This is a genomic window from Nocardiopsis coralli (genome assembly GCF_014892575.1).
Taxonomy (GTDB): Bacteria; Actinomycetota; Actinomycetes; order Streptosporangiales; family Streptosporangiaceae; genus Nocardiopsis; species Nocardiopsis coralli.
Genome location: NZ_JADBGI010000027.1, coordinates 67,858 through 90,067 on the forward strand (window position 1 = coordinate 67,858; position 22,210 = coordinate 90,067).

General features: G+C 72.2%; 19 protein-coding genes. 13 read left to right on the plus strand and 6 right to left on the minus strand.

The window, feature by feature from the left end:
- Window positions 1-361 precede the first annotated feature (361 nt).
- Entirely contained in the window at window positions 362-691 is a 330-nt protein-coding gene (locus IDM40_RS23765) for a DUF4870 domain-containing protein (protein ID WP_193124282.1), read from the plus strand.
- A 71-nt stretch (window positions 692-762) separates the two neighbouring features.
- The gene (locus IDM40_RS23770; RefSeq protein WP_235997883.1) at window positions 763-1,446 is read left to right on the plus strand and encodes a DUF4870 domain-containing protein; all 684 of its coding nucleotides are present in this window, start codon (window positions 763-765) and stop codon (window positions 1,444-1,446) included.
- Window positions 1,447-1,509: 63 nt separating this feature from the next.
- Here the strand turns inward: IDM40_RS23770 and hemW are convergent, their stop codons facing one another.
- The 4 genes from hemW to IDM40_RS23790 are packed head-to-tail and all read right to left on the minus strand — an operon-like array spanning window position 1,510 to window position 7,680.
- Window positions 1,510-2,742, minus strand: coding sequence for a radical SAM family heme chaperone HemW (gene hemW, locus IDM40_RS23775; RefSeq protein WP_193124283.1), 1,233 nt, complete (start codon window positions 2,740-2,742; stop codon window positions 1,510-1,512).
- Between the two features lie 10 nt (window positions 2,743-2,752).
- Window positions 2,753-4,120: a guanine deaminase gene (gene guaD / locus IDM40_RS23780; protein ID WP_193124284.1), complete on the minus strand. Its 1,368-nt coding sequence runs from the start codon at window positions 4,118-4,120 to the stop codon at window positions 2,753-2,755.
- A gap of 3 nt (window positions 4,121-4,123) precedes the next feature.
- On the minus strand, window positions 4,124-6,862 hold the full coding sequence (locus tag IDM40_RS23785; RefSeq protein WP_193124285.1) for a molybdopterin-dependent oxidoreductase: 2,739 nt from the start codon (window positions 6,860-6,862) through the stop codon (window positions 4,124-4,126).
- Window positions 6,859-7,680 carry an FAD binding domain-containing protein gene (locus IDM40_RS23790; RefSeq protein ID WP_193124286.1) on the minus strand — a complete coding sequence of 274 codons (822 nt, stop codon included), beginning with the start codon at window positions 7,678-7,680 and terminating at the stop codon, window positions 6,859-6,861. The genes IDM40_RS23785 and IDM40_RS23790 overlap by 4 nt, the downstream gene beginning before the upstream one ends.
- Before the next feature lie 401 nt (window positions 7,681-8,081).
- Between IDM40_RS23790 and IDM40_RS23795 the strand changes: the two genes are divergently transcribed.
- On the plus strand, window positions 8,082-9,596 hold the full coding sequence (locus tag IDM40_RS23795; RefSeq protein ID WP_193124287.1) for a helix-turn-helix domain-containing protein: 1,515 nt from the start codon (window positions 8,082-8,084) through the stop codon (window positions 9,594-9,596).
- 19 nt (window positions 9,597-9,615) lie between these two features.
- Here the strand turns inward: IDM40_RS23795 and IDM40_RS23800 are convergent, their stop codons facing one another.
- Window positions 9,616-10,260: an MOSC domain-containing protein gene (locus IDM40_RS23800; RefSeq protein WP_193124288.1), complete on the minus strand. Its 645-nt coding sequence runs from the start codon at window positions 10,258-10,260 to the stop codon at window positions 9,616-9,618.
- 222 nt (window positions 10,261-10,482) lie between these two features.
- Between IDM40_RS23800 and IDM40_RS23805 the strand changes: the two genes are divergently transcribed.
- Window positions 10,483-11,034 carry a hypothetical protein gene (locus IDM40_RS23805; protein ID WP_193124289.1) on the plus strand — a complete coding sequence of 184 codons (552 nt, stop codon included), beginning with the start codon at window positions 10,483-10,485 and terminating at the stop codon, window positions 11,032-11,034.
- Between the two features lie 31 nt (window positions 11,035-11,065).
- On the opposite strand, the gene IDM40_RS23810 is transcribed toward IDM40_RS23805, so the two are convergent.
- Entirely contained in the window at window positions 11,066-12,103 is a 1,038-nt protein-coding gene (locus tag IDM40_RS23810) for a LacI family DNA-binding transcriptional regulator (protein WP_193124290.1), read from the minus strand.
- 93 nt (window positions 12,104-12,196) lie between these two features.
- On the opposite strand from IDM40_RS23810, the gene IDM40_RS23815 reads away from it, so the two are divergent.
- The 9 genes from IDM40_RS23815 (at window position 12,197) to IDM40_RS23855 (ending at window position 22,195) form a co-directional block, all read left to right on the plus strand.
- The gene (locus IDM40_RS23815) at window positions 12,197-13,786 is read left to right on the plus strand and encodes a glycoside hydrolase family 13 protein (RefSeq protein WP_193124291.1); all 1,590 of its coding nucleotides are present in this window, start codon (window positions 12,197-12,199) and stop codon (window positions 13,784-13,786) included.
- A 212-nt stretch (window positions 13,787-13,998) separates the two neighbouring features.
- Complete coding sequence (locus IDM40_RS23820) at window positions 13,999-14,679, plus strand: DsbA family oxidoreductase (protein ID WP_193124292.1); 681 nt, start codon at window positions 13,999-14,001, stop codon at window positions 14,677-14,679.
- 41 nt (window positions 14,680-14,720) lie between these two features.
- Entirely contained in the window at window positions 14,721-15,326 is a 606-nt protein-coding gene (wrbA, locus tag IDM40_RS23825; RefSeq protein WP_193124293.1) for an NAD(P)H:quinone oxidoreductase, read from the plus strand.
- A gap of 181 nt (window positions 15,327-15,507) precedes the next feature.
- Window positions 15,508-16,143: a TetR/AcrR family transcriptional regulator gene (locus IDM40_RS23830; RefSeq protein WP_328807110.1), complete on the plus strand. Its 636-nt coding sequence runs from the start codon at window positions 15,508-15,510 to the stop codon at window positions 16,141-16,143.
- Window positions 16,144-16,185: 42 nt separating this feature from the next.
- Window positions 16,186-16,731, plus strand: a complete 546-nt coding sequence (locus IDM40_RS23835; protein WP_193124294.1) for a Rossmann-fold NAD(P)-binding domain-containing protein — start codon at window positions 16,186-16,188, stop codon at window positions 16,729-16,731.
- A 271-nt stretch (window positions 16,732-17,002) separates the two neighbouring features.
- Window positions 17,003-18,241 carry a sugar ABC transporter substrate-binding protein gene (locus IDM40_RS23840; protein WP_193124310.1) on the plus strand — a complete coding sequence of 413 codons (1,239 nt, stop codon included), beginning with the start codon at window positions 17,003-17,005 and terminating at the stop codon, window positions 18,239-18,241.
- Window positions 18,242-18,243: 2 nt separating this feature from the next.
- Entirely contained in the window at window positions 18,244-19,863 is a 1,620-nt protein-coding gene (locus IDM40_RS23845) for an ABC transporter permease subunit (RefSeq protein ID WP_193124295.1), read from the plus strand.
- Window positions 19,860-20,768, plus strand: a complete 909-nt coding sequence (locus IDM40_RS23850) for a sugar ABC transporter permease (protein ID WP_193124296.1) — start codon at window positions 19,860-19,862, stop codon at window positions 20,766-20,768. The genes IDM40_RS23845 and IDM40_RS23850 overlap by 4 nt, the downstream gene beginning before the upstream one ends.
- 203 nt (window positions 20,769-20,971) lie before the next feature.
- Window positions 20,972-22,195 (plus strand): CoA transferase, encoded by a 1,224-nt coding sequence (locus IDM40_RS23855; protein WP_193124297.1) that lies wholly within the window; start codon window positions 20,972-20,974, stop codon window positions 22,193-22,195.
- Window positions 22,196-22,210 lie beyond the last annotated feature (15 nt).

Sequence of the window (22,210 nt, forward strand, 5' to 3'; positions counted from 1 at the left end):
CGGCGCTCCGCAGCAGCCCGGACAGCCGGGTGCGCCCGGTGACCAGGGCGCCTTCGGCCAGCCGCCCCCGCAGCAGCCGCCCTACGGCCAGCCCCAGCAGCCCGGGCAGCAGCCCCCGTCCGGTGGGCAGCCCGCCTACGGCCAGCCCTCCGGCGGCCACCCCGGTTACGGCGCTCCGCAGCAGCCCGGACAGCCCCAGCCCGGTTACGGTCAGCCGCAGCCCGGGTTCGGCCCCCAGCCCGGTCAGCCCGGCGGCCCCGGTGCCCCCGGCCCGTACGGCGCCCCGGAACAGGGCACCTTCGGCCAGCCCGGTGCCCCGGTCCAGCAGGCCCCCGGCGGCGGCAACGAGGTGCTCGTCGGCATGCTGGCGCACCTGTCCGGCTTCATCCTGGCGTGTGTGGGCTGGCTGCCCCCGCTGGCGATCTACCTCGCCAAGCGCAAGCAGTCGGCGTTCGTGCGCCACCACGCCTCCGAGGCGGCCAACTTCCAGTTCACGCTGCTCATCCCCTACGTCATCGCGGCGGCGACCTTCATCGGCCTGGGGATCTTCGTCCCCACGCTGTCCTGGATCGGCTCGGCGCTGTTCGCGCTGATCTGGATCGTCGCGATCATCTTCGGCGTTCTGGCCGCCACCAGCGCGAACAAGGGGCAGTGGTACCGCTACCCGGTGAGTATCCGCCTGCTCAAGTGACCCCCGCCTCCGGTGCCCTGATCCCGCCAGGGGGCAGGTCGAACCACCAACAGGACGACTGAGGAACACACATGTCCTACCCGAACCCTCCCGGCGGCCCAGGCGGCCAGGGATGGCAGCACGGCGGCATGCCGCCCCAGGGCAACCCTTCCGGCGGTTACCCGCCGCCCGCCCAGGCCCCGGGCGGCTACCCGCCCCAGCACACGGGGGGACAGCCCCCGCAGTCCGGCGGATACGGGCCCCCGCCGCCCGCGCCCGGCGGTCAGCCCGGCGGCCCGGGCATGCCCCCGGCCGGCCATCCGCAGGGCGGGCCCCCGGTCCCGTACCAGGACCCCTACGCACAGCAGGGGCAGGGCTGGGGCAACCCCTACGCGCAGCAGGGCCAGGCCTGGGGTGACCCGTATGCCCAGCAGCAGGGCATGTACGGCCACGGCCACCCGACCCACGCCGAGTGCGACTCCGCCAAGGTCGTGCACATCGGCGGGATCTTCGGTGTGCTCGTCGCGCTCATCATGTACCTGATGAAGAAGGACGAGTCACCCTATGTGCGGTACCACGCCGCGCAGGCGCTCAACTTCCAGCTGCTGATGATGATCGGTTACTTCATCAGCGGTCTGCTGTTCATCGTCGTGATCGGTATCGTCCTGTGGGTCGGGCTGCTCGTCACCTCGATCGTGATCCAGATCAAGGCCGCGGGCGCGGCGGGACGCGGTGAGTGGTACCGCTTCCCGTTCAACGTCAGCTGGGTGAACTGAGCCCGGGGCACACACAGCAGGAGGGGGTCGCCGCGGCGGCCCCCTCCTTCGTGTCCGGCAAGATCAGGTGAGCTCGCGCACGACGGCGTCGGCGAGCAGGCGGCCCTTGCGGGTGAGGACGGCGCGGCCCCTGCCGTGGGCGTCGGCGTCGAGGAGACCCTTGGCCACGGCGTGCTCGGCCGCGGCGCGCCCGTGCGGGTCGAGGAGGTCGAGCGGGCAGCCCTCGGCCACGCGCAGCTCCAGCAGGATGCGTTCGAAACGGCGCTCTTCGGCGGTGAGGACCTCGCGGGCGTGGCCGGGGCTCTCCCCCGCGGCGAGGCGCTGGGCGTAGGCGGCCGGGTGTTTGACGTTCCACCAGCGGGTTCCGCCGACGTGGCTGTGGGCGCCCGGGCCCACACCCCACCAGTGCCCACCGGTCCAGTACAGGTGGTTGTGCTCGCTGCGGCCGTGGGGACCGCGCGCCCAGTTGGAGACCTCGTAGGCGCTGTAGCCGGCGGCGGTGAGGGCGTCGTCGGCCATGACGTAGCGGTCGGCCATGGTGTCGTCGTCCGGCGCGGAGAGCTCGCCGCGGCGCACGCGGACGGCCAGGCGGGTGCCCTCCTCCACGATCAGGGAGTAGGCGGAGACGTGGTCGGGGCCGGCGGCGATCGCGGCGTCCAGGGAGGCGGCCCAGTCGTCGTCGGACTCACCCGGGGTGCCGTAGATGAGGTCGAGGTTGACGTGGTCGAACCCGGCCTCTCGGGCCCAGCGCACGCACTGCTCGGGGCGGCCGGGGGTGTGGCCGCGCTCCAGGACCTTCAGGACGTGCTCGCGGGCGCTCTGCATGCCGAAGGAGACCCGGGTGAAGCCGGCCTCGCGCAGGCGGGCGAGGTAGTCGGGGTCGACGGTCTCGGGGTTGGCCTCGGTGGTGAGCTCAGCCTCGGGGAGCAGACCGAAGCGGTCCCGGATGCGGGCGACGATGCGGCCGAGGTCCTCCGCCGGGAGGAGTGTGGGGGTGCCCCCGCCCACGAAGACGGTGCTGACCGCGGGGCGTGCGCCGCCCAGGACCCGGTCGGCGAGGTCGATCTCGGCGATGGCCTGGTCGGCGTAGGTCTCGCGCGAGGACGTGGCGGTGCCGTCGCGGGAGACGAGCTCCTCGGCGGTGTAGGTGTTGAAGTCGCAGTAGCCGCAGCGTGTGACGCAGAACGGTACGTGGACGTAGAACCCGAGGGGACGCCGGCCGAGCTCGGCCAGCGCCTCCTCGGGCAGGGCGCCGGTGGACGGTACGGCTTCGCCGTCGAGGGCTACGGAAGGCATGCCTCCAGTGTCACCGACCCGGCGGCGTGCCCCGGCCCACGTCCTGCGGTCCCACCGCACGCCCGGCCAGGTAGGTCCGGCGCACGGCCCGGTCGTCGCCGAGCACCGAGAGTGCGAACAGGACGTCGGTGACCGATGCCGCGCGTTCGGTCCGCCGGGCCAGCAGGGGTGTGGCCCTCGGGTCCAGGACGACGAGGTCGGCCTCGTGCCCGGGCCGCAGGGCGCCGACGCGGTCGTCGATGTCCAGGGCGACCGCGTTCCCGAGCGTGGCCAGGTACAGCGAGCGCACCGGGTCGAGGCAGCGCCCCCGCAGCTGCGCGACCTTGTACGCCTCGCCCATGGTGGCCAGGATGGAGAAGGTGGTCCCGGCGCCCACGTCGGTGCCGAGCCCGACGTGGACCGGACGGTCCCGGTCCTTGGCCTCGTGCAGGGGGAAGAGCCCGCTGCCAAGGAAGGAGTTGGACGTCGGGCAGTGGCTGATGGCGGTCCCGGTGCCGTGGCACAGCCGGAAGTCCTCCTCCCCCAGGTGCACCCCGTGTGCGTACAGCGCCCGGCGGCCGGTGAGTCCGTGGTGGTGGTACACGTCCAGGTAGCCGGCGCGGTCGGGGAAGAGCTGCCGCACCCACGCGACCTCGTCGGTGTTCTCGGCCAGGTGGCTGTGGACGTGCACGTCGGGGTGCTCGCGCCACAGGTCGCCCGCGGCCCGCAGCTGTTCCGGGCTGCTGGTGGGGGCGAAGCGCGGGGTGATCGCGTACATGTTCCGGCCGCGGCCGTGCCAGGCGCGCAGCAGGTCGCGGGACTCCTCGTAGCCGCGCTCGGGGTCGTCGCACAGGTGTCCGGGGGCGTTGCGGTCCATGAGGACCTTGCCGGCGATGATCCGCATGTCGACGGCGGAGGCCTCCGCGAACAGGGCGTCCACGGAGTGCGCGTGCACGGTGGCGAAGGTCATGGCCGTGGTGGTGCCGTTGCGCAGCAGTTCGCCCAGGAACTCCCGTGCCATGGCGGTGGCGCGGCCGGGGTCGGCCATCGCTGCCTCGGCCGGGAAGGTGTGGTTGTTCAGCCAGTCGATGAGCTGGTCACCGTAGGCGGCCACCATCCCGGTCTGCGCGTAGTGCACGTGGGAGTCGATGAACCCGGGCCCGACCAGGCAGCCGGGGTAGTGGTCCACGCGCGTGCCGTCGGGCAGCCCGGGCAGGACGTCGGCGGCGGGGCCCGTGCGCACGATCCGCCCGTCCTGGACCACGATCACCCCGTCGGGCTGGTGGACGAAGCACTCCTCGACCGGACTGTCGAAGGGGCTGCCGGTGAAGTGGACGAGGTCGCCGCGCACCGCGGTGATCTCGCCCCTCCCGTCGAGGGATCGGGGGGCGGGGTTCATCGGTCACGTGCTCCGTTCTCTGGCGGGTCGGGCTCCGTCGAGGGCGAGCCACACGGTGTCGCGTGCCAGCGGCAGCCGGGTGAAGCGGTGCCCGGTCGCGTCCCTGACGGCGTTGGCCAGGGCCGGGGCGACGGGGTTGAAGGGGCTCTCGCTCATGGACTTGGCGCCGAGCGGCCCGAGGGCGTCCTCGGTCTCGGCGAAGTGCACTTCGAGCCGGGGAACGTCCGCGTAGGCGGGGATGTGGTACTTGCGGAAGGACGTGGACTCCACCTCGCCGAGCGTGTCCAGGCGCACGTTCTCGTACAGGGCGGCGCCCAGGGCCTGGGCGAACCCGCCCTCCACCTGGCCCCGGCACTGGTTGGGGTTCATGACACGGCCGGCGTCGGCCGCGTGCACGGCGCGCAGGATGCGCACCTCCCCGGTGTCGGGGTCGACCGCCACCCGGAACCACTGGCCGTTGAAGGCGACGGACCGGGGTGTACCGCCCCAGTGCCCGTGCGCGTTCACCGGCCGGCCGGAGGCGGTGGCCCGGTCGTGGAGCCGGATGAGGGGGACCGAGCGCCCGTGTGCGCGGGCTCCGTCGCGGTCCAGGGAACACACGCCGGCGTCCGCGTCCAGGCACGCCGCAGCCTCCTCCAGCAGGCGTTCGCGCAGGGCGGTGGCGGCCCGGTGGGTGGCCTTGCCGGCGACCACCGTGCCGGTCGAGCCGAACGCCCCGGTGTCGTGGCCGACCACGTCGGTGTCGGACTGGCTGACCACGATGCGGTCGGCGGTCGTGCCCAGGACCGTCGCGGCGATCTGCCGGTGCACCGTCGTGGTTCCGTTGCCGAACTCGGCGGTGCCCACGGCCAACGCGTACCGGCCGTCGGGGAGCAGCGTGACCTCGGCGTCAGCGAAGTGTCCCCGGGGCGGCACGGTGTCGATCATGCACACCGACATCCCCTGGCCGACCAGCCAGCCGGGGGGCGGTTCCACACCGTTCGCGCCGGGGTCGTCCTGGGCGGCGCGGAGGGTGCGCAGCATCTGGTCGAGCCCGTAACTGCCGTACTCGACGTCCTCCTCGTCCTCGTGCAGTGCAGACATCGGGTCGCCGGGCCGGATGACGTTGCGCTCGCGCAGGTCGAGGGGGTCCATGCCGAGCTCGCGGGCGAGTTCGTCCATGGCCTGTTCCACGGCGAACACCGTCTGGCTGAGCCCGTACCCGCGGAAGGCCCCGGCGGGGACCGTGTTGGTGTAGACGGCCCGGGCGTCGATGCGCTTGTTGGGGCAGCGGTACAGGGACACCGACTCGCCGCAGCCGTGGAACATGACGCCGGGACCGTGGTTGCCGTAGGCGCCGGTGTCGGAGAGCATCCGCATGCTGAGGGCGGTGAGGGTGCCGTCGGCGCGGGCACCGACCTTCACCCGGACGGCCATGGGGTGGCGGGTGGAGGTCCCGGTGAACTGTTCGCTGCGGGTGAGCTCGATCTGGGCCGGGCGGCCGGTGCGCATGGCGGCGAGGGCGGCGATGTCCTCGACCATGGTCTCCTGTTTGCCGCCGAAACCCCCGCCCACGCGCTCGGCGTACACCCGCACGTTCTCGCGGGGCAGGTCGTAGAGGGTGGCCAGCGCGTCCCGGGTGAGGAAGGGGACCTGGGTGCTGGAGCGGACGGTGAGCTCTCTGCGCTCGCCGTCCCACCAGGCGATCGCGCAGTGGGTCTCCAGGTGGGCGTGCTGGACGCGCTGGGTGTGGAACTCCTCCTCGTACACCACGTCGGCCTCGGCGAACCCGGCCTCGACGTCACCGGTCCCGCCGTGCACCTGCGCGACGACGTTGCGCGCGGGGTCGGCGATCCGGGACTCGGGGCCCTTGTCGTGGACGACCGGCGCCCCGGGGGCCATGGCCTCCTCGGGTGTGTACACGGCGGGCAGGACCTCGTACTCGACGCGGACCAGTCCGAGCGCGCGGTCGGCGATGCGTTCGCTGTCGGCGACGACCGCTGCCACACGTTGGCCCTTGTGGCGGACGACGTCGTCGAGGAGGCGCAGGTCGTCGGGGTCGTCGCGGCTGTGTTCGTGGCGGGCCGTGGAGTAGAGGCGTTCGGGTGCGTCGGCGTGGGTGAGGACGGCGTGCACCCCGGGCAGGGCCGTCGCCTCGGCGGTGTCGATCCGGGTGATGCGGGCGTGGGAGTGCGGGGAGCGCAGCAGCTTGACGTACACGCGGTCGTCGGTCTCCACGTCCAGCGTGTAGCGCACCTGTCCGCTCACGATGGCCTCGGCCGCGGGCGCGGGCAGGCTCCGGCCGGTCTCGGCACCGGCGCACGGTTCCTCGGTGTTGCGGACGCGGTTCACGGCGTCCTCGATGGTCCGGTAGCCGGTGCAGCGGCAGAGGTTGCCCTTGAGGGAGCGAGGCAGGTCGGAGCGCTGCTCGTCGTCGAGGGCGGCGGTGGTCATGATCATCCCGGCGGTGCAGAAACCGCACTGGAAACCCTGGGCGTCCACGAACGCCCGTTGCACCGGATGCAGCTCGCCGTCGGCGCCGAGCCCGGCCAGGGTGGTCACCTCGCGCCCCTCGACCCGGTGTGCGGGGTACAGGCAGCTGTGCACGGGTGCGCCGTCCACGTGGACCGTGCAGGCGCCGCAGTCGCCGGCGTCGCAGCCCTTCTTGACGTCCAGCCGGCCGAGTTCGCGCAGGTAGGTGCGTAGGCACTGGCCGGGGTGGGGGCGGTGCGGGTGTTCCTTCCCGTTGACGTGGAAGCTCACGTGGTACCTCCGGAGAGCTCGGCGCGGATCTGTTCCGCGAGCAGGTGGGTCACGTGCCGGCGCCAGCGCGGGTGGCCGTGCATGTCGTCGAAGTAGTCCTCGGGGGCGAGCCGGTCGGACAGGGCGGTCCGCAGTGCCTCCGCGGAGGGCACGGACGGCAGGCGCAGCTGGACCGGCCTCGGCGTGGACGCGGTGACCGTGAGCGTGAACGCGCCGTCGACGGGGTCGGACGTGCCCACCAGGAGGGCGGCCGAGCGTCCGTGGGGTGTGAGGGAGACCTGGCGGAACGCCGAGCGCCGCCGCAGGGCCCGGTAGGGGACGCGGACGGCGCGCAGCACCTCGCCCGGTTCGAGTTGCTTGAGGCCGTTGCCGGTGACGAACTCGGCGACGGGGACGGTGCGGCCGGGGCCGCGGTCCGGGGCGGCCCGGAGGACGCACTCACCGTCCAGCGCGGCGGTCAGCGAGATCATGGGGCCCGCGGGCAGGCCGTTGCACAGGTTGCCGCCGACGGTCGCCTCGTTCCAGATCTTGAAGGAGGCCAGGAAGGCGCGCGAACACTGGTCGACCAACGCGAAGGAGGCCCAGTCGGGGTCGGGTTCGAGGGCCCGGAGCTGGGCGACGGTGCACGTTCCCGCGATCTCCAGGTGGTCGGAGCGGCGCACCAGCGGGGGCCAGCCCAGGTCCTTGAGGTCGAGCAGGCGGGACACGTGCGGCTGCGGTTCGGAGAACAGGAAGGTGCCGCCGCCGAGCCAGGCGTCGCCGGGCCGCCAGTCGGTCGCCGTGGCCGGCCGCACCTCGTCGACGGAGTTCAGGTCCATGGACCGGCGCTCCTCTCCTGGGGGGTCGTGCGGTTCGGGATCCGGGACGAACGGAAATGGCACTGAGCGGAAATAGCGCCTTCGGTGTTTCTTTTCCGCGGCCGCAACACCCCGGGCCCGAAAAGGACGGGAAGACCTTTCCGTGAACGGGGAACCGTCAGCCCGGGGTGTTGCACGGCCACCGCTTCGGCCGGTGCACCGAGTCAAACAAGGGACCTGCGTCACTGTCGATTGGTGCGTCACACGGGATCCCCGTCACCCTTTCGCGCCTCTTCGTATGATCGACCAGCATCCCAAACAGCGACGATCCCGCGCTTCTGCCACCCGGAGGGGCCGGTTAGGCTCGCACGTGCCGCACCCGATCAGGAGTGAGAAGGGGATGCCCCTACCGAGGAGGAAATGTGATCGTCCGGGATCTGCTTAACGAAAGAGAGCTGGGAATCCGCGCGACGTGGGCACCCGGCGGAATTCTGGATCAGAGAATCACCGGCGCGATCACCACTGACCTTCCCGACCCTTCCCGTTATCTCGAGAGCGGGAGAATTCTGCTGACCGGACTGGTGTGGTGGCGCACCGGCGACCCCTCCCACGCGCTGGACGACTTCGTGCGCCGGTCGGTGCGGGCGGGTGTCGCGGCCCTGCTCGCGGGTGAGGCCGCGCACGGACCCGCCCCGGGGGCGCTCGTGGCGGCCTGCCGGGAACAAGGGATGCCCCTGCTGTCGGTACCGAGCTCGACCGGTTTCCACCAGGTCTCGGAGTACGTGCACCATCGGCTGTCCGTCGAGGAGCACGGCGGGGGTGAGGGGGCCGGCCCCGTCGAGGAACGCATGCGGCGCGACCTGACCGCGCTGGTCTCGGACGGGGTCGGCGCCCGCGCCCTGCTGGAACACGTGGCCGCCGCCCTGTCCGCGCTGCGCTGCGACATCGTCACCACCACCGGGCGGGTGGTCGCGTCCGGTTCCCCGTCGGCCTCCCCCGGGCAAGGGGGCGCAGAGCACGCCGGGGGCCGGCCTGCGGTGGCGCCGGTCCCCGGACCCTCACCGCTGGAGACCTGGTGGTTGCGGGTGTGGGCCGACCGGATGGTCCCCGCCCGCCCGTTGCAGGACGCCGCCGAGGTGGTCGGGTTGGAGCGGGCGCGGTCGGAGGCCTCGCGCCACGACCACCGGCGCTCGGCCGACCACCTGGTCGCGGTCCTGCACCGCACGTGGGGCGACCGGAACCCGGTGCTCACCGCGCTCTCGGCCTGCGGCATCCCCGACGGTGTTCCCCTGTCCGTGGTCACCGCGGTGGTGACGGGACCCGGGACCGCGGCCGAGTGGGCGCGCCATGCGCTGGAGGAGGCGCTGCGCCCCGTGGAGGAGCGCCCCGTCGTCGGGTCGTCACCGGAGGGGACCGCCGTCGGCGTGGTCTCCGCACCGCAGGAAGAGCACCTCCGGGCGCTGCGCGAATCCTGGAACGCCCTGCACACCGCGCTGGGCCGGGGCGCCACCCTGTACGCGGGGGTGAGCACGCCGGTCTCCACCGCCGACCTCCTGCCGACCGCCGTGGCTCAGAGCCGTTTCGCGCTCGGTTCGGTCTCGGGCTGCGGGCCGGAGGGCTCGACCGTGATGGCCGCCGCCGACATGCGCGGTGTGGGCGGACTGCTCGCCGGCCTGCCCGCCGAGGTCCGGCGCGACTACCACCAGCGCACCCTGGGCGAGCTGTTGGAGCACGACCGGCGCACCGGCAGCGAGTTCGCCCGGACCCTGCGGGTCTTCCTCGACCAGAACGGCTCGTGGGTGGGGACCGCGCGCGCACTGCACCTGCACGTGAACACCGTGCACTACCGCGTGCGGCGGATCGAGGGGTTGACCGGGACGGATCTGAGCGTCCTGGACCACCGCCTGGACCTGCGCGCCGCGCTCATGTGCGGCTAGGCCGGCCCTCGGGCGCGGGTCAGCTGCGGGCGAGGGCGCGCTCGGCCTGATCGGACCACACGGGTGCGGCGTCGGGCAGGCCGGCCAGGCGGCGCAGGGTGTCGGCGTCGCCGGCGCGGGAGGCGCGGAACCCCGACAGGACCGTGAGCCCGTGCTCGGGGCGGTGTTCGACGGTCACCGGATCGCCGGGGGCGACGTGCCCCGGTTCCAAGACGCGCAGGTAGACACCGGTGCGCCCCTCCTCGGTGAACCGGCGCACCCACTGGCGCTCGGCGAGCCAGGCCTGGAACACCCCGCACGGGGTCCGCGGCAGGGTCACCTCGAGCAGCGCTCCACCGGCCCTCCAGCGTTCTCCGACGACGGTGTCGAGCAGATCGAGGCCGGTCGTGGTGAGGTTCTCGCCGAAGCTCCCGTTGGCGAGCGTGCGCCCGATGCGGGCCTCCCACAGGTCGAGGTCCTCGCGGGCGTAGGCGTAGACCGCCTTGTCGCGGCCGCCGTGGTGCTCGAGGTCGGCCTGCTGGTCGCCCTCGAGACCGTTCGGGCCGACGTGGGCGCCGCCCTCGACGGGCGTCTTGTCGATGGCCGTGCGTTTGAGGCGTCCGGCCCAGTCGGCGTCGAAGGCCCGGCCGGTCTGGACGGAGAGGATGCTGGAGGTGGAGTCCATGTGCGAAGCGTAGGCCGCGACGGCCTTCTCCGGCCAGGGAGATCCCGTTCACAGCACGCCGCGCGCAGCCCCCGCAGACCGCCCCCGACCTGCGCTCGGGCACAGGCCCCGCGCGGGCGGGCCCCAGGTCCCGTGGGAGCGGTACCAAATCCCCTCACCGGCGCCGTGACCGGGCTGTTGGCTGGTACCGGAAGCAACCGGAACTCGGTGAAAGGACACACGATGTCCGACGACTCGACCATCCCCCGCACCACCCCGGGATCCACCGGCGACGACCGTGCCCCCGTCGCCGCTCCGGCCGCGCGCACGCTGCTCGCGCTGGTGCGGATCTCCATCGGTTGGATCTTCCTGTGGGCGTTCCTCGACAAGCTCCTGGGCCTGGGCCGCTCCACCCCGGCCGAGGGCGCCTGGCTCACCGGGGGCAGCCCCACGGAGGGGTACCTGGCCTCGGTGGAGGGACCCTTCGCCCCGGTGTTCAACGCGATGTCCGGCGCGGCCTGGGCCGACGTGCTGTTCATGCTCGGCCTGGGCGCGATCGGGCTCTCGTTGGTGCTGGGCGTGGGTGAGCGCATCGCCGCGGCCACGGGCGCCCTGCTGCTCATGTTCATGTACGCGGCGTCGCTGCCGCTGGAGACCAACCCGTTCATGGACGACTACATCGTGCAGTCGCTGGCCCTGGGTGCATTGGCGTGCGCGCGTTCGGGCGAGACGCTGGGGCTGGGCCGGTGGTGGGCCTCCACCGGGCTGGTGCGGCGCTTCCCCGTGCTGCGCTGAGCCCTCGTGCCCGGAGGCCCCGGATCCCGGGTCAGACGGCCCGGGGTTCGGCCACCGCCGCGGTGCGGGAGGGCGCGGCGGCCGTGGACCCGCGCACGACGAGTTCCGGCGCGAACATGTACTCGGTGCGCGAAACCGCGTGCCCGGCGATCTCGTCGCACAGGGTGCGCACCGCGGCCAGCGCCATCGCCGTGACGGGTTGGCGCACGGTGGTCAGCGGCGGGTCGGTGAACGCGATGAGCTGCGAGTCGTCGTAGCCGACCACGGAGAAGTCCTTCGGCACTCGCAGGCCGAGTCGGCGCGCGGCCCGGATCGCGCCGAGGGCCATCATGTCGGATCCGCAGACCATGGCGGTGACGCCGCGTTCGATGAGCGCGGTGGCGGCCGCCTCCCCGCCCTCGACGCCGAACAGGGACAGCTCGACGAGCCCTTCGCCGTCCAGACCGTGCGCGGCCAGGGCCTGGTGGTACCCCTCGAGCTTGCGGTGCACCGGGACGTAGCGCTCGGGCCCGCTGGTGAAGCCGATGCGGGTGTGTCCGGTGGCGACGAGGTGGTCGACGGCCTGGCGCCCGGCCTCGCGGTCGTCGCAGGAGACGAACGCGGCCGGGATGTGCTCGGAGTAGCCGTTGACCAGCACGATCGGCAGGCCCCGTGAGACCAGCGACTCATAGCGCTCACGGGGCGCGCTGGTGTCGGCGTGCCGGCCGGAGACGAAGATGATGCCGGAGACGTTGCGCTCCAGCAGGAGTTCGACGTACTCGTCCTCGGTGATGCCGCCGGGCGTCTGGGTGCACAGGACGGGGGTGAAACCCCGCTGGGCGAGGGCCCCCTCGGCGGCCTGGGCGAACATCGGGAACACGGGGTTGCCGAGCTCGGGCACGACCATGCCGACCAGCCCGGCCGAGCGCTGGCGCAGCCGCGCGGGGCGTTCGTATCCGAGCACGTCCAGCGCGGTGAGCACGGCCTTGCGTGTATCGCCGCCGACGCCGGGTTTGTCGTTGAGCACCCGCGAGACGGTGGCCTCGCTGACGCCTGCGTGCCGCGCGATGTCGGCCAGTCGTGGACCCATGCGGCCGATTTTAGTCGAGATGACCGTCACACGACAGAAAGTTGACGGTAATCTTGCGCAAGAACTTGCACAGGCCCATTGGGAAGGACCTCCATGGAGTCGCACTGGTGGCGCGAGGCGGCCATCTACCAGATCTACGTGCGCAGCTTCGCCGACTCCGACGGCGACGGCGAGGGCGACCTGGCGGGCATCCGCCAGAAGCTCCCGGAGCTGGCGGAACTGGGCGTGGACGCGGTCTGGCTGACCCCCTTCTACGTCTCCCCCCTGGCCGACGGCGGCTACGACGTCGCCGACTACCGCGACGTGGACCCGCGCTTCGGCACCCTGGACGACTTCGACGCCCTGCTGGCCACCGCGCACGGGCTCGGAATCAGGGTGATCATCGACGTGGTACCCAACCACACCTCGTCGGCGCACCGGTGGTTCCGCGAGGCGGTGGCGGCCGAACCGGGCAGCCCGGAGCGGGCGCGGTACATGTTCCGCGACGGGCACGGCCCCGGCGGCGACGAACCGCCCAACAACTGGACCTCGATCTTCGGCGGCCCGGCCTGGACCCGCCTCAAGCGCCCCGACGGCACCCCGGAGCAGTGGTACCTGCACCTGTTCGACGCCGAGCAGCCCGACCTCGACTGGACCAATGCGGAGGTGCACGAGGAGTTCGACGACGTCCTGCGTTTCTGGCTGGACCGGGGTGTGGACGGTTTCCGCATCGACGTCGCACACGGCATGGTCAAGGACCCGGAACTGCCCGACGTCGCCGAGGGCACCGACGCGGGCCTGCTCGACGGGCACCACCGGCTCCCCTACTTCGACCAGGAGGGCGTGCACGAGATCTACCGCCGCTGGCGCTCGATCACCGACTCCTACGAGGGCGACCGGGCCCTGGTCGCCGAGGCCTGGGTGGAGGACGCCGACCGGATCGCACGTTACGTGCGCCCCGACGAGCTCCACCAGGCGTTCAACTTCGAGTACCTGACCGCCCCGTGGGACGCCGCTCACCTGCGCCGGGTCGTGGACACCTCGCTGGCCGCCAACGGCGCGGTCGGGGCGACCACGACCTGGGTGCTGTCCAACCACGACGTGACGCGCCACGTGACCCGGTTCGGCGGAGGCGAGCAGGGGCTGCGCCGGGCGCGCGCGGCCACGCTGCTGATGCTGGCACTGCCGGGGTCGGCCTACCTGTACCAGGGCGAGGAGCTGGGCCTTCCGGAGGTGACCGACCTTCCGGAGGACGCCCTGCAGGACCCCACGTGGGAGCGTTCGGGCCGCACCGACCGGGGCCGGGACGGGTGCCGGGTCCCGCTGCCGTGGGAGGGCGAGAGCTCCCCGTTCGGGTTCGGTCCGGAGGGGACCGTGCCGTGGCTGCCGGTGCCGCAGTCCTACGGGCAGCTGTCGCGCGCGGCCCAGCGCGGCGTGGAGGGTTCGACGCTGGAGCTGTACACACGCGCCCTGCGGCTGCGGCGCGAGCTGGACGCCCTGGGCGACGGGGAGCTGGAGTGGCTGGACTCCCCCGAGGGCGTGCTCTTCTTCGACCGCGGCTCGGGGGTGCGCTGCGCGGTGAACCTGACCGGGGAGCCGGTGGAGCTGCCCGGCGGCGAGGTGCTGGCCTCCAGCGGTCCGGTGCAGGAGAGCGGCGCGCTCCTGACGCTGCCGGGTGACACGGCGGTGTGGCTGCGCGTGTGAGGCGTGGCGGGCCCGGTCGGGGCGCGGGACACACGTTCCGCCCCGGCCGGGCCCTTCGTGTGTCCGGTCCACGTTTCCACCGGGGACCTTGCAATCCGGAACGCGTTCCGCTTACTGTCGGGAACGTACTCGATGGCCGCCGGCACGGGAGTTTCGCCCGGATGGTGCAGAGGGGGTTCCTCCCTGTCGGCCGTGGAGATGGGACTGAGCGCATGCCACCGATCGACGTGACCCCGGGGACCGTCGTCCTCTATGCCGACATCGGTTGCCCCTGGGCCCACGTGGCGCACCACCGGCTCTTCACCACCCGCCGACGGCTCGGGCTGCAGGAGGACGTGCGGATCGACGTCCGCCCGTTCCCCCTCGAGCTCATCAACGACATGGCCACGCCCAAGCTGATCCTGGACGCGGAGCTGCCGGTCGCGGGCGGGCTGGAACCCGCCGCCGGCTGGCAGGTGTGGCAGGCGCCCGCGCACGACTACCCGGTGACGACCGTGCTCGCGATGGAGGCCGTGGAGGTCGCGAAGGACCAGGGGCTGGAGGCGAGCGCGGCGCTGGACCGCGGTCTGCGCAGGGCGCTGTTCGGACAGAGCCGCAACGTCTCGATGCGGCACGAGGTCCTCGCGGTCGCCGACTCGTGCGGGCTCGACGTCGAGGCCGTCCGCAAGGGCCTCGCCTCCGGGCGGGCGCGCGCCTACATCGAGGAGCAGGTTCCGCTCTGCCGGGGCAGCACGGTCCAGGGCAGCCCGACCCTGTTCTTCCCGGACGGCACGTGGGTGCACAACCCCGGCGTCCGGCTGCGGTGGGAGGGCGCCGAGGGCGTCGGCTTCCCGGTCGTCGAACGGGACGACCCCGGCGTCTACGACGACCTCGTGCGCAGGGCGCTCCCCTGACCAACAGAACCCCGACAACGACAACCACAGGAGGAACCCCCATGCCAGCCAGGGTCGCGGTCATCTACTACAGCTCGACGGGCCATGTCCACCAGCTCGCCCGCGAGGTGCACGACGGTGCCAGGGAGGCGGGCTCCGAGGTCCGGCTGCTGCGGGCGGCCGAGCTCGCCCCGCAGAGCGTGATCGACGGGGAGCCCGACTGGTACGCGAACCAGCAGGCCACCAAGGACATCCCGGAGGCGGCGCTCGACGACCTGCTGTGGGCGGACGCGTACGTGTTCGGCACCCCCACCCGGTACGGCAACGTCTCCGCCCAGCTCAAGCAGTTCCTGGACACGACGGGCGGCCTCTGGTTCGAGGGGAAGCTCGCCGACAAGATCGTCAGCGGGTTCACCAGCGCCGATGAGACACACGGCGGCCAGGAGACCACCATCACCAGCATGTACAACGTCTTCATGCACTGGGGAGCCATCATCGTGCCGCTCGGCTACACCGACGGGGTGGTCTCCGCAGCAGGGGGCAACCCGTACGGGGCGAGCAGCACGCACCGTGCGAGCAACCCGACGAAGGAGGAACTGGCCGCGGCGCACTACCAGGGCCGCAGGGTCGCCGAGACGGCCGCCCGGTTCGTCCGGGGCAGGGTCTGATCCCGGTTCTTCACGAGCCACGGCTCTTCCGCCGAGATCCGGGGCCGGGAGACCGCCCGGACGGAGCGGAAGAGCCGCCCTGCACCCCATGACGAGCAACGGAAACGGAAGGCCTTCCGCTATGCTGGGCCGCCCCGCCCACCCACCGGTCGGGGCCCGATGTCTGGCACGAGGGGTTGCAGTGGAGGAGAGCAGAGACGGCCGGCGCGCACAGCGGGCAGCGCTGCCCATGGCCGACCAGCCGGTGGCCGAACGCGCCGACGCCGCGCGCAACCGGCACAAGATCCTCGAGGCGGCGTCGCGGATCCTGGCCGAAAGCGGCCCCGAAGGACTCCGTATGGAAGAGGTCGCCTCGGCGGCCGGCGTCGGGGTCGGCACCCTCTACCGCCGCTTCGGCGGCCAGGCCGGCCTCGCCTACGCGCTGCTCGACGAGAAGGAGCGCGAGTTGCAGACCGCGGTGATGACCGGCCCGCCGCCCCTCGGCCCCGGCGCGGACCCGTTCCCCCGGCTGCGCGCCTTCCTGCGCGAACTGCTGCACCGGGTCGCGCACCAGGGGAAACTGCTCGTCACCGCGGAGATGAACCGGCCGCACGCGCGCTTCGCGGGGGCCTACGGGGTGCACCACGCGCACGTCAGCGGCCTCCTGCGGCTGGCCCGCCCCGATCTCGACGACCGTGTGATGGCCGACGCTCTCCTCGCTCCGCTGTCCGCGACCCTGGTGACCTACGAACTCGAGGTCGGCGAACACAGCCTCGACGGCATCGAGGCCGTCCTCGACGCGCTCGTCGACGGCCTGGAGGCGTGCGCACCCCGGTGACGGCGGCCTGAAGAGCGACACTCTGCTTCGGGTGGGGGAACGATGAGCACGGAACACGAACTCCTCGTCGTGGGCGGGACCGGCATGCTCCGCCCCGCCGTCCACGACCTGCTGGACTCCGGCGCCCGGGTCGTCCTCGTCGCACGCCGCCCGGAGCGGGCCGCGGCCGGGGCACCCGACCGCGGGCGGCTGGTACCGGTCGCCGCCGACTGGAAAGACCCCCAGCGGTTGGGCGAGGCGGTGCGGGAGGCCGTGGTCGGGCGGCCGGTGACCGAAGCGCTCCTGTGGGTCCACACGCCCCACGACGAAGGTGTGCACCGAACCCTCGACCCACTGCTCTCCCCGGACGCGACCGTGGTCCAGCTCTGGGGCAGCGCCGGCGCCGACCCCCGCAACAGCCGGCCCCTGCCGGACCAGTACTCGCCACCGCGCAGCTACCGCAGCGTCGTGCTCGGGTTCGCCGACACCGCACGCGGCACCCGATGGCTCACCGACCGCGAGATCTCCGACGGTGCCCTGCGCGCGTTGAGGGACACTGCGCCCGAGCAGATCGTCGGGCGGGTGGAACCGTGGTCCGACCACCCGTGAAGCGGTGCACGGACCACGGGTGACGACCGCGCCCGTGACCACCGGCCGCCCGTGACGCTCGCCCACCGTCATACGGTACGCACCCCGGGCACACGATGACGGGGCTGTTCTCCACGTGTTTCCACATCTTTACCGGGGCGGCCTGCAAGGCATTTCAATCCATGCAAGTTATTGCTAACGTCACATCACCACGCACACCCCGACGGGCCCGCCTCCCCCGGCGGACCGCGTGCGTTCCCCCTGCAGGCCCCCGGAAGGAACACACATGAGAATGCGCAGCGCCCCGGCCCTGGCCGGTCTCGCGGCCCTCAGCCTGATGGCCACCGCGTGCGGCGGTGGGGACGGCGACGAGGGCGACGGGAGCCAGGAGGGCACCCTCGTCATCTGGTCCGACCCCGACCGTTCCGGCGCCATCCAGGAGGCCGCCGAGGAGTTCGCCGAGGCCAACGGCGTCGAGGTCGACGTACAGAACGTCTCCTTCGACGACATCCAGGGCGACGTCGTCAACGCCCACCAGGCAGGCAACGCCCCAGACCTGTTCCTGGGCGCCCACGACTGGACCGGCAACCTGATGCGCAACGGCGCCGTGCAGCCGATCGAGCTGCCCTCCGACCGCGCCGAGGCCCTGGACACGACCGCGGTCGAGGCGATGGAGCTGGACGGACAGCTGCTGGGGGTGCCCTACGCGCAGGAGAACACCTTCCTCATGCGCAACACCGACCTGGCTCCCGACGCCCCCGAGACCTTCGAGGAGCTCGTCGAGACCGGCACGGAGCTCAAGGACGACGGCGAGGTCGACGAGGTGCTGTCCATGGCCATCGACCAGGAGGGCGACCCCTTCCGCATGAACGCCCTCATGCGTTCGGCCGGGGGCGACCTCTTCGGCCACGACGGCGAAGGCGAGTGGGACGCCGAGGACCTGCGTGTGGGCTCCGACGAGACCATCGAGGCCATGGAGACCATCGCCGAGTACGGCGAGGACGGCGAAGGGGTGCTGCGCCGGAGCATCGACACCGAGAACGACGCCGCGCTCTTCTTCGACGGCGAGGCGCCCTTCTTCATCGCGGGGCCCTGGAACCTGGCCGACGCCAACGCCTCCGACGTCGACTTCGAGATCAGCGCGATCCCCGGCTTCGAGGACGGCGAACCCGCCAGCCCCTATCTCGGGTATCAGGCCTTCTTCGTGACCGAGGGCGGCGCCAACAGCGCCCTGGCCGAGGAGTTCGTGGTCAACCACGTCACCGACACCGAGTTCGTGCTCGACCTGTACGAGGCCGACCCGCGCACCCCGGTGCAGACCGAGGCCCTGGACACCGTCTCCGAGGACGACCCGAACATCGCCGCGGTCGCCGAGGCCGGTGAGGACGGCGTCGCGATGCCCAACTTCCCGGAGATGGGCGAGACCTGGGAGCCCCTCGGTGTGGCCCAGGCCCAGATCATCGGCGGCGAGGATGCGCGTGAGGCCCTGGAGAACGCCCACGAGCAGATCGCCGAGCGGATCGGGCAGTAGCGGTGGGCCCGAACGACAGCGGGCCCGCGGGTTCCCCCTCCGCCGGGGCTCCCGCGCGCCCGCCCCTGCCCGGGGGCCGCTTCGCCGCACGCGGGTCCCTGACCGGAACGCTCGCCAAGATCGCCCTCCTGGGCCTGTTCACCGCCCTGGGCGTCTGGGCGGTACTGCCGCTGTACGTGGCGGGCAACTGGTGGGGCATCGCCCTGGCCGTGGCCGTGGTGGCGCTCGTGTACTGGGTGTACCTGTCGGGGCGTTCGGTCCCGGCCAAGTACCTGGTTCCGGGTGTGCTGCTGCTGATGGCCTTCCAGATCTTCCCGGTGCTGTACACGATGAGCACGTCGCTGACCAACATGAGCGACGGCCACCGCGGCACCAAGGAACAGGCGATCGCCTCCATCGAGGCCTACTCCGTGGTGAGCGCAGACAGCGCCGAGGAGTACACCCTTACCGTCGCGACCACGGGCGACCCCGAGACCGGCGAGCTGGTCTTCCTGCTCACCGACGCCGACGGCCGCGCCTACGCGGGTGACTCCGAGGGCCTGGAGGGGCTGACCGGCGCCAGCGTCGACGACGCCGGCAAGGTCACCGACGCCTTCGGCTACACGGTGCTCTCCCCCAACGAGGTCAACGCCCGCAGCGACGAGCTCCAAGAGTTCGCCGTGCCGACCGGTGACGGGGCGGGGATCCGCTCCAGCGGCCTCAACAGCGCCTTCGAGGGTTCCGCGCTGCGTGTCTACGACGCCGGCTGCGACTGCATCGAGGACTCCGAGACCGGAACCGTCTACACGGCCGACGACGAACGCGGCGCCTTCTACAGCGAGGACGGCGAGCGCCTGGCGCAGGGTTGGCAGGTCGGCGTCGGGTTCGACAACTTCCTGCGGTTCCTGGTGAACCCGACCTTCGCCTCGGCCTTCTTCGGGACCCTGGTATGGAACATCGCCTTCGCCGCCTCGGTCACCTTCCTGGTGTTCGTGGTCGGGCTGGCGGTCGCGCTGACGCTGCACACCCCGCGCCTGCGCGGCAAGACCGCGTACCGGATCCTCGTGGTGCTGCCCTACGCCATGAGTTCACTGGCGATGTACCTGTTGTGGCGGGACATGTTCAACGCCGACTTCGGGCTGTTCAACCGGATGCTCGGCACGGACGTGGACTGGCTCGGCGACGCGTGGGCCGCACGGGGCGCGGTGGTCCTGGCCAACGTGTGGCTGGGGTACCCGTACATGTTCCTGGTCGCGACCGGTGCCCTGCAGGCGATCCCACGCGAGCTGTCCCAGGCGGCGCGGCTGGACGGGGCCGGACCGTGGCAGGCGTTCCGGCACGTGACCCTGCCGCTGCTGATGGTGGCGATGGCGCCGATCCTCATCGCGACGTTCGCGTTCAACTTCAACAACTTCAACGCGGTGTGGCTGCTGACCCGAGGGGGCCCGTTCCCGGCGGAGGGAACGATGTCCGGGGGCGCCACCGACCTGCTCATCACCTACACCTACCGACTGGCCTTCAGCGAGGCCACGGCCCAGTACGGGTACGCGGCGGCGATGTCGGTGATGATCTTCCTCATCGTCTCGGTGATGTCGGTGGTCAGCCTGAGCCGCAGCAAGGCACTGCAGGAGGTGGACCGATGACGGCCGAGACCGCCGACACCGCCGTGCGGCCGGTGTACCGCCCGACGGCCGGGTCCCGGTTCGCCCTGTGGGCGCGCCGACAGGGGTGGCGCCACGCGGTGATGCTGGTCGTGGCCGCCTTCGCGCTGTTCCCGGTGCTGTTCGTGGTGTCGGCCGCGCTCAACCCGGTCGGCACGCTCAGCAGTTCGCAGCTGTGGCCGACCGGGGCGAGCCTGGACAACGCGCGCGACCTGTTCCAGAACACGCCGTTCCGCGCCTGGTACACGAACTCGCTGTTCTTCGCCGTCGCCAACGCCTCGGCCACGGTGCTGCTGTCGGCGCTGGCCGCGTACGCGTTCAGCCGGATGCGGTTCAAGGGGCGGCGCGTGGGGCTGGTGGGGCTCCTGGTGATCCAGATGTTCCCGCAGTTCCTGGCGATCGTGGCGATCTACCTGATGTTCTCCAACCTCGGGGAGCTCTACCCGGCGATCGGTTTCGACACCCGGTGGGGGCTGCTGCTGGTGTACCTGGGCGGTGCGCTGAGCATCAACACCTGGCTGATGAAGGGGTTCTTCGACACGGTCCCGAAGGAGCTCGACGAGTCGGCGCAGATGGACGGGGCCACACACGCGCAGGTCTTCTTCCGGATCATGCTGCCGCTCGTGACGCCGGTGCTGGCGATCGTGGCCCTGCTGGTCTTCATCAACACGATCAACGAGTTCCTGTTGGCGAGTGTGTTCCTGCGGGACACGGGCGCGCAGACGCTGGGGCTGGGCCTGTACCAACTGGTGGATTCGCAGCGCAACGCCAACTTCGGGATGTTCGCGGTCGGGGCGATCATGCTGTCGTTGCCCACGCTCGCGGTCTTCTGGTTCCTGCAGCGCTACATCTCCGAGGGGCTCACCTCGGGCGCGGTCAAGGGCTAGTGGTGTTTCCCCGACGGTCCACCACCCGGGGATCTTGCTACTGGAGCCAATATCGGCGCTGAACCCGGCTCTGGTAGCAAGATCCCCGCGGGCCGCGCCGACGGCCGGTCACGGTGCGGCCCCGGGGACCGGACCCGCCTCGGGTCCCGGCGGGGACGGTCGTGCATGATGTGCGCTGCGGCACATCATGAGAGGTGGCATCCGTGTCCGAACCGACCCCCCTGCCCCTGTCCGGTCTGCGGATCGTGGAGCTGTCCAGTTTCGTGGCGACCCCGCTGTGCGGGCTGACGCTCGCCCAGCTCGGCGCCGAGGTGATCCGGGTGGAACCGATGGGCGGGGCACCCGACCGCGGCCGCTGGCCGTTGAGCGCGCAGGGCACCAGCCTGTACTGGACCGGGCTCAACCGCGGCAAGCGCGGCGTCGAGGTCGACCTGTCCCGGGACGAGGGGCGCGCCCTGGTCTCCGACCTGATCGTGGAGGGCGACGGGATCGTCGTCAGCAACGCCGAACGCCGCGGGACCCTCGGCGTCGACGCGCTCAGCGCGCGCAGGCCCGACCTGGTGCACGCCACGCTGGTGGGACGGCGCGACGGCGGTACCGCGGTCGACTACACGGTGCAGGCCTCCACCGGGTTCCCGCTGGCGTCGGGGCCCACCGACCACGAGGGCCCGGTCAACAGCTCGGTGCCGACCTGGGACCTGGCCGCCGGGCTGTACCTGGCGACGGGGATCCTGGCCGCCGTGCACCACCGGTCGGCCACCGGGCAGGGGCGGCGGCTGCGCCTGGCCCTGGAGGACGTGGCCCTGGCGACCGCGGGCACACTCGGGCACCTGGCCGAGGCGCAGCTGCGTCCGGAGAGCCCGCGGGAGCCGGACGGCAACCACGTCTACGGGTCCTTCGGCCGCGACTTCACCAGCGCCGACGGGGTGCGGTTCATGGTCGTGGCCCTGACCCCGCGGCACTGGACGGAACTGGTGGAGGCGGCCGGCCTGGGCGAGGTCGTCGGGGCTCTGGAACGCAGCCTGGGCGCCGACCTGTCGCAGGAGGGCGAACGCTACCGGCACCGGGACACCCTGGCTGCGCTCCTGGCGTCGTGGTTCGGGCGTACCGGGGCCGAGGACGTGCGTGCGGCCCTGGGCGCCACCCGGGTGCTGTGGTCGCAGTACCGGACCTTCACCGAGACCGCCGCCGCCCTGCCCGGCAACCCGCTCTTCCACGAGGCCGAGCAGGCCGGGGTGGAACCCCATCTGGCCCCGGCCGCCCCGGTCGCCCTGAACGGGGAGCACACGCCCCCGGCCCCGGCGCCGCGGGTCGGGGAGCACACCCACGCGGTGCTGGGTTCGGCGCTCGGGCTGGGCGGGGACGAGCTCGACCGCCTCGTGGAACAGGGGATCGTGCGTCCGGCCGCGGACGCACCCTCCGCCTGAGCACCGGCGCAGGGC

Coding starts and splice junctions, on each gene's coding strand:
- IDM40_RS23765 (WP_193124282.1), top strand. CDS start 362: ATGCTGGCGCACCTGTCCGGCTTCATCCTGGCGTGTGTGGGCTGGCTG.
- IDM40_RS23770 (WP_235997883.1), top strand. CDS start 763: ATGTCCTACCCGAACCCTCCCGGCGGCCCAGGCGGCCAGGGATGGCAG.
- hemW (WP_193124283.1), bottom strand. CDS start 2,742: ATGCCTTCCGTAGCCCTCGACGGCGAAGCCGTACCGTCCACCGGCGCC.
- guaD (WP_193124284.1), bottom strand. CDS start 4,120: ATGAACCCCGCCCCCCGATCCCTCGACGGGAGGGGCGAGATCACCGCG.
- IDM40_RS23790 (WP_193124286.1), bottom strand. CDS start 7,680: ATGGACCTGAACTCCGTCGACGAGGTGCGGCCGGCCACGGCGACCGAC.
- IDM40_RS23800 (WP_193124288.1), bottom strand. CDS start 10,260: ATGGACTCCACCTCCAGCATCCTCTCCGTCCAGACCGGCCGGGCCTTC.
- IDM40_RS23805 (WP_193124289.1), top strand. CDS start 10,483: ATGTCCGACGACTCGACCATCCCCCGCACCACCCCGGGATCCACCGGC.
- IDM40_RS23810 (WP_193124290.1), bottom strand. CDS start 12,103: ATGGGTCCACGACTGGCCGACATCGCGCGGCACGCAGGCGTCAGCGAG.
- IDM40_RS23815 (WP_193124291.1), top strand. CDS start 12,197: ATGGAGTCGCACTGGTGGCGCGAGGCGGCCATCTACCAGATCTACGTG.
- IDM40_RS23820 (WP_193124292.1), top strand. CDS start 13,999: ATGCCACCGATCGACGTGACCCCGGGGACCGTCGTCCTCTATGCCGAC.
- wrbA (WP_193124293.1), top strand. CDS start 14,721: ATGCCAGCCAGGGTCGCGGTCATCTACTACAGCTCGACGGGCCATGTC.
- IDM40_RS23835 (WP_193124294.1), top strand. CDS start 16,186: ATGAGCACGGAACACGAACTCCTCGTCGTGGGCGGGACCGGCATGCTC.
- IDM40_RS23840 (WP_193124310.1), top strand. CDS start 17,003: ATGCGCAGCGCCCCGGCCCTGGCCGGTCTCGCGGCCCTCAGCCTGATG.
- IDM40_RS23850 (WP_193124296.1), top strand. CDS start 19,860: ATGACGGCCGAGACCGCCGACACCGCCGTGCGGCCGGTGTACCGCCCG.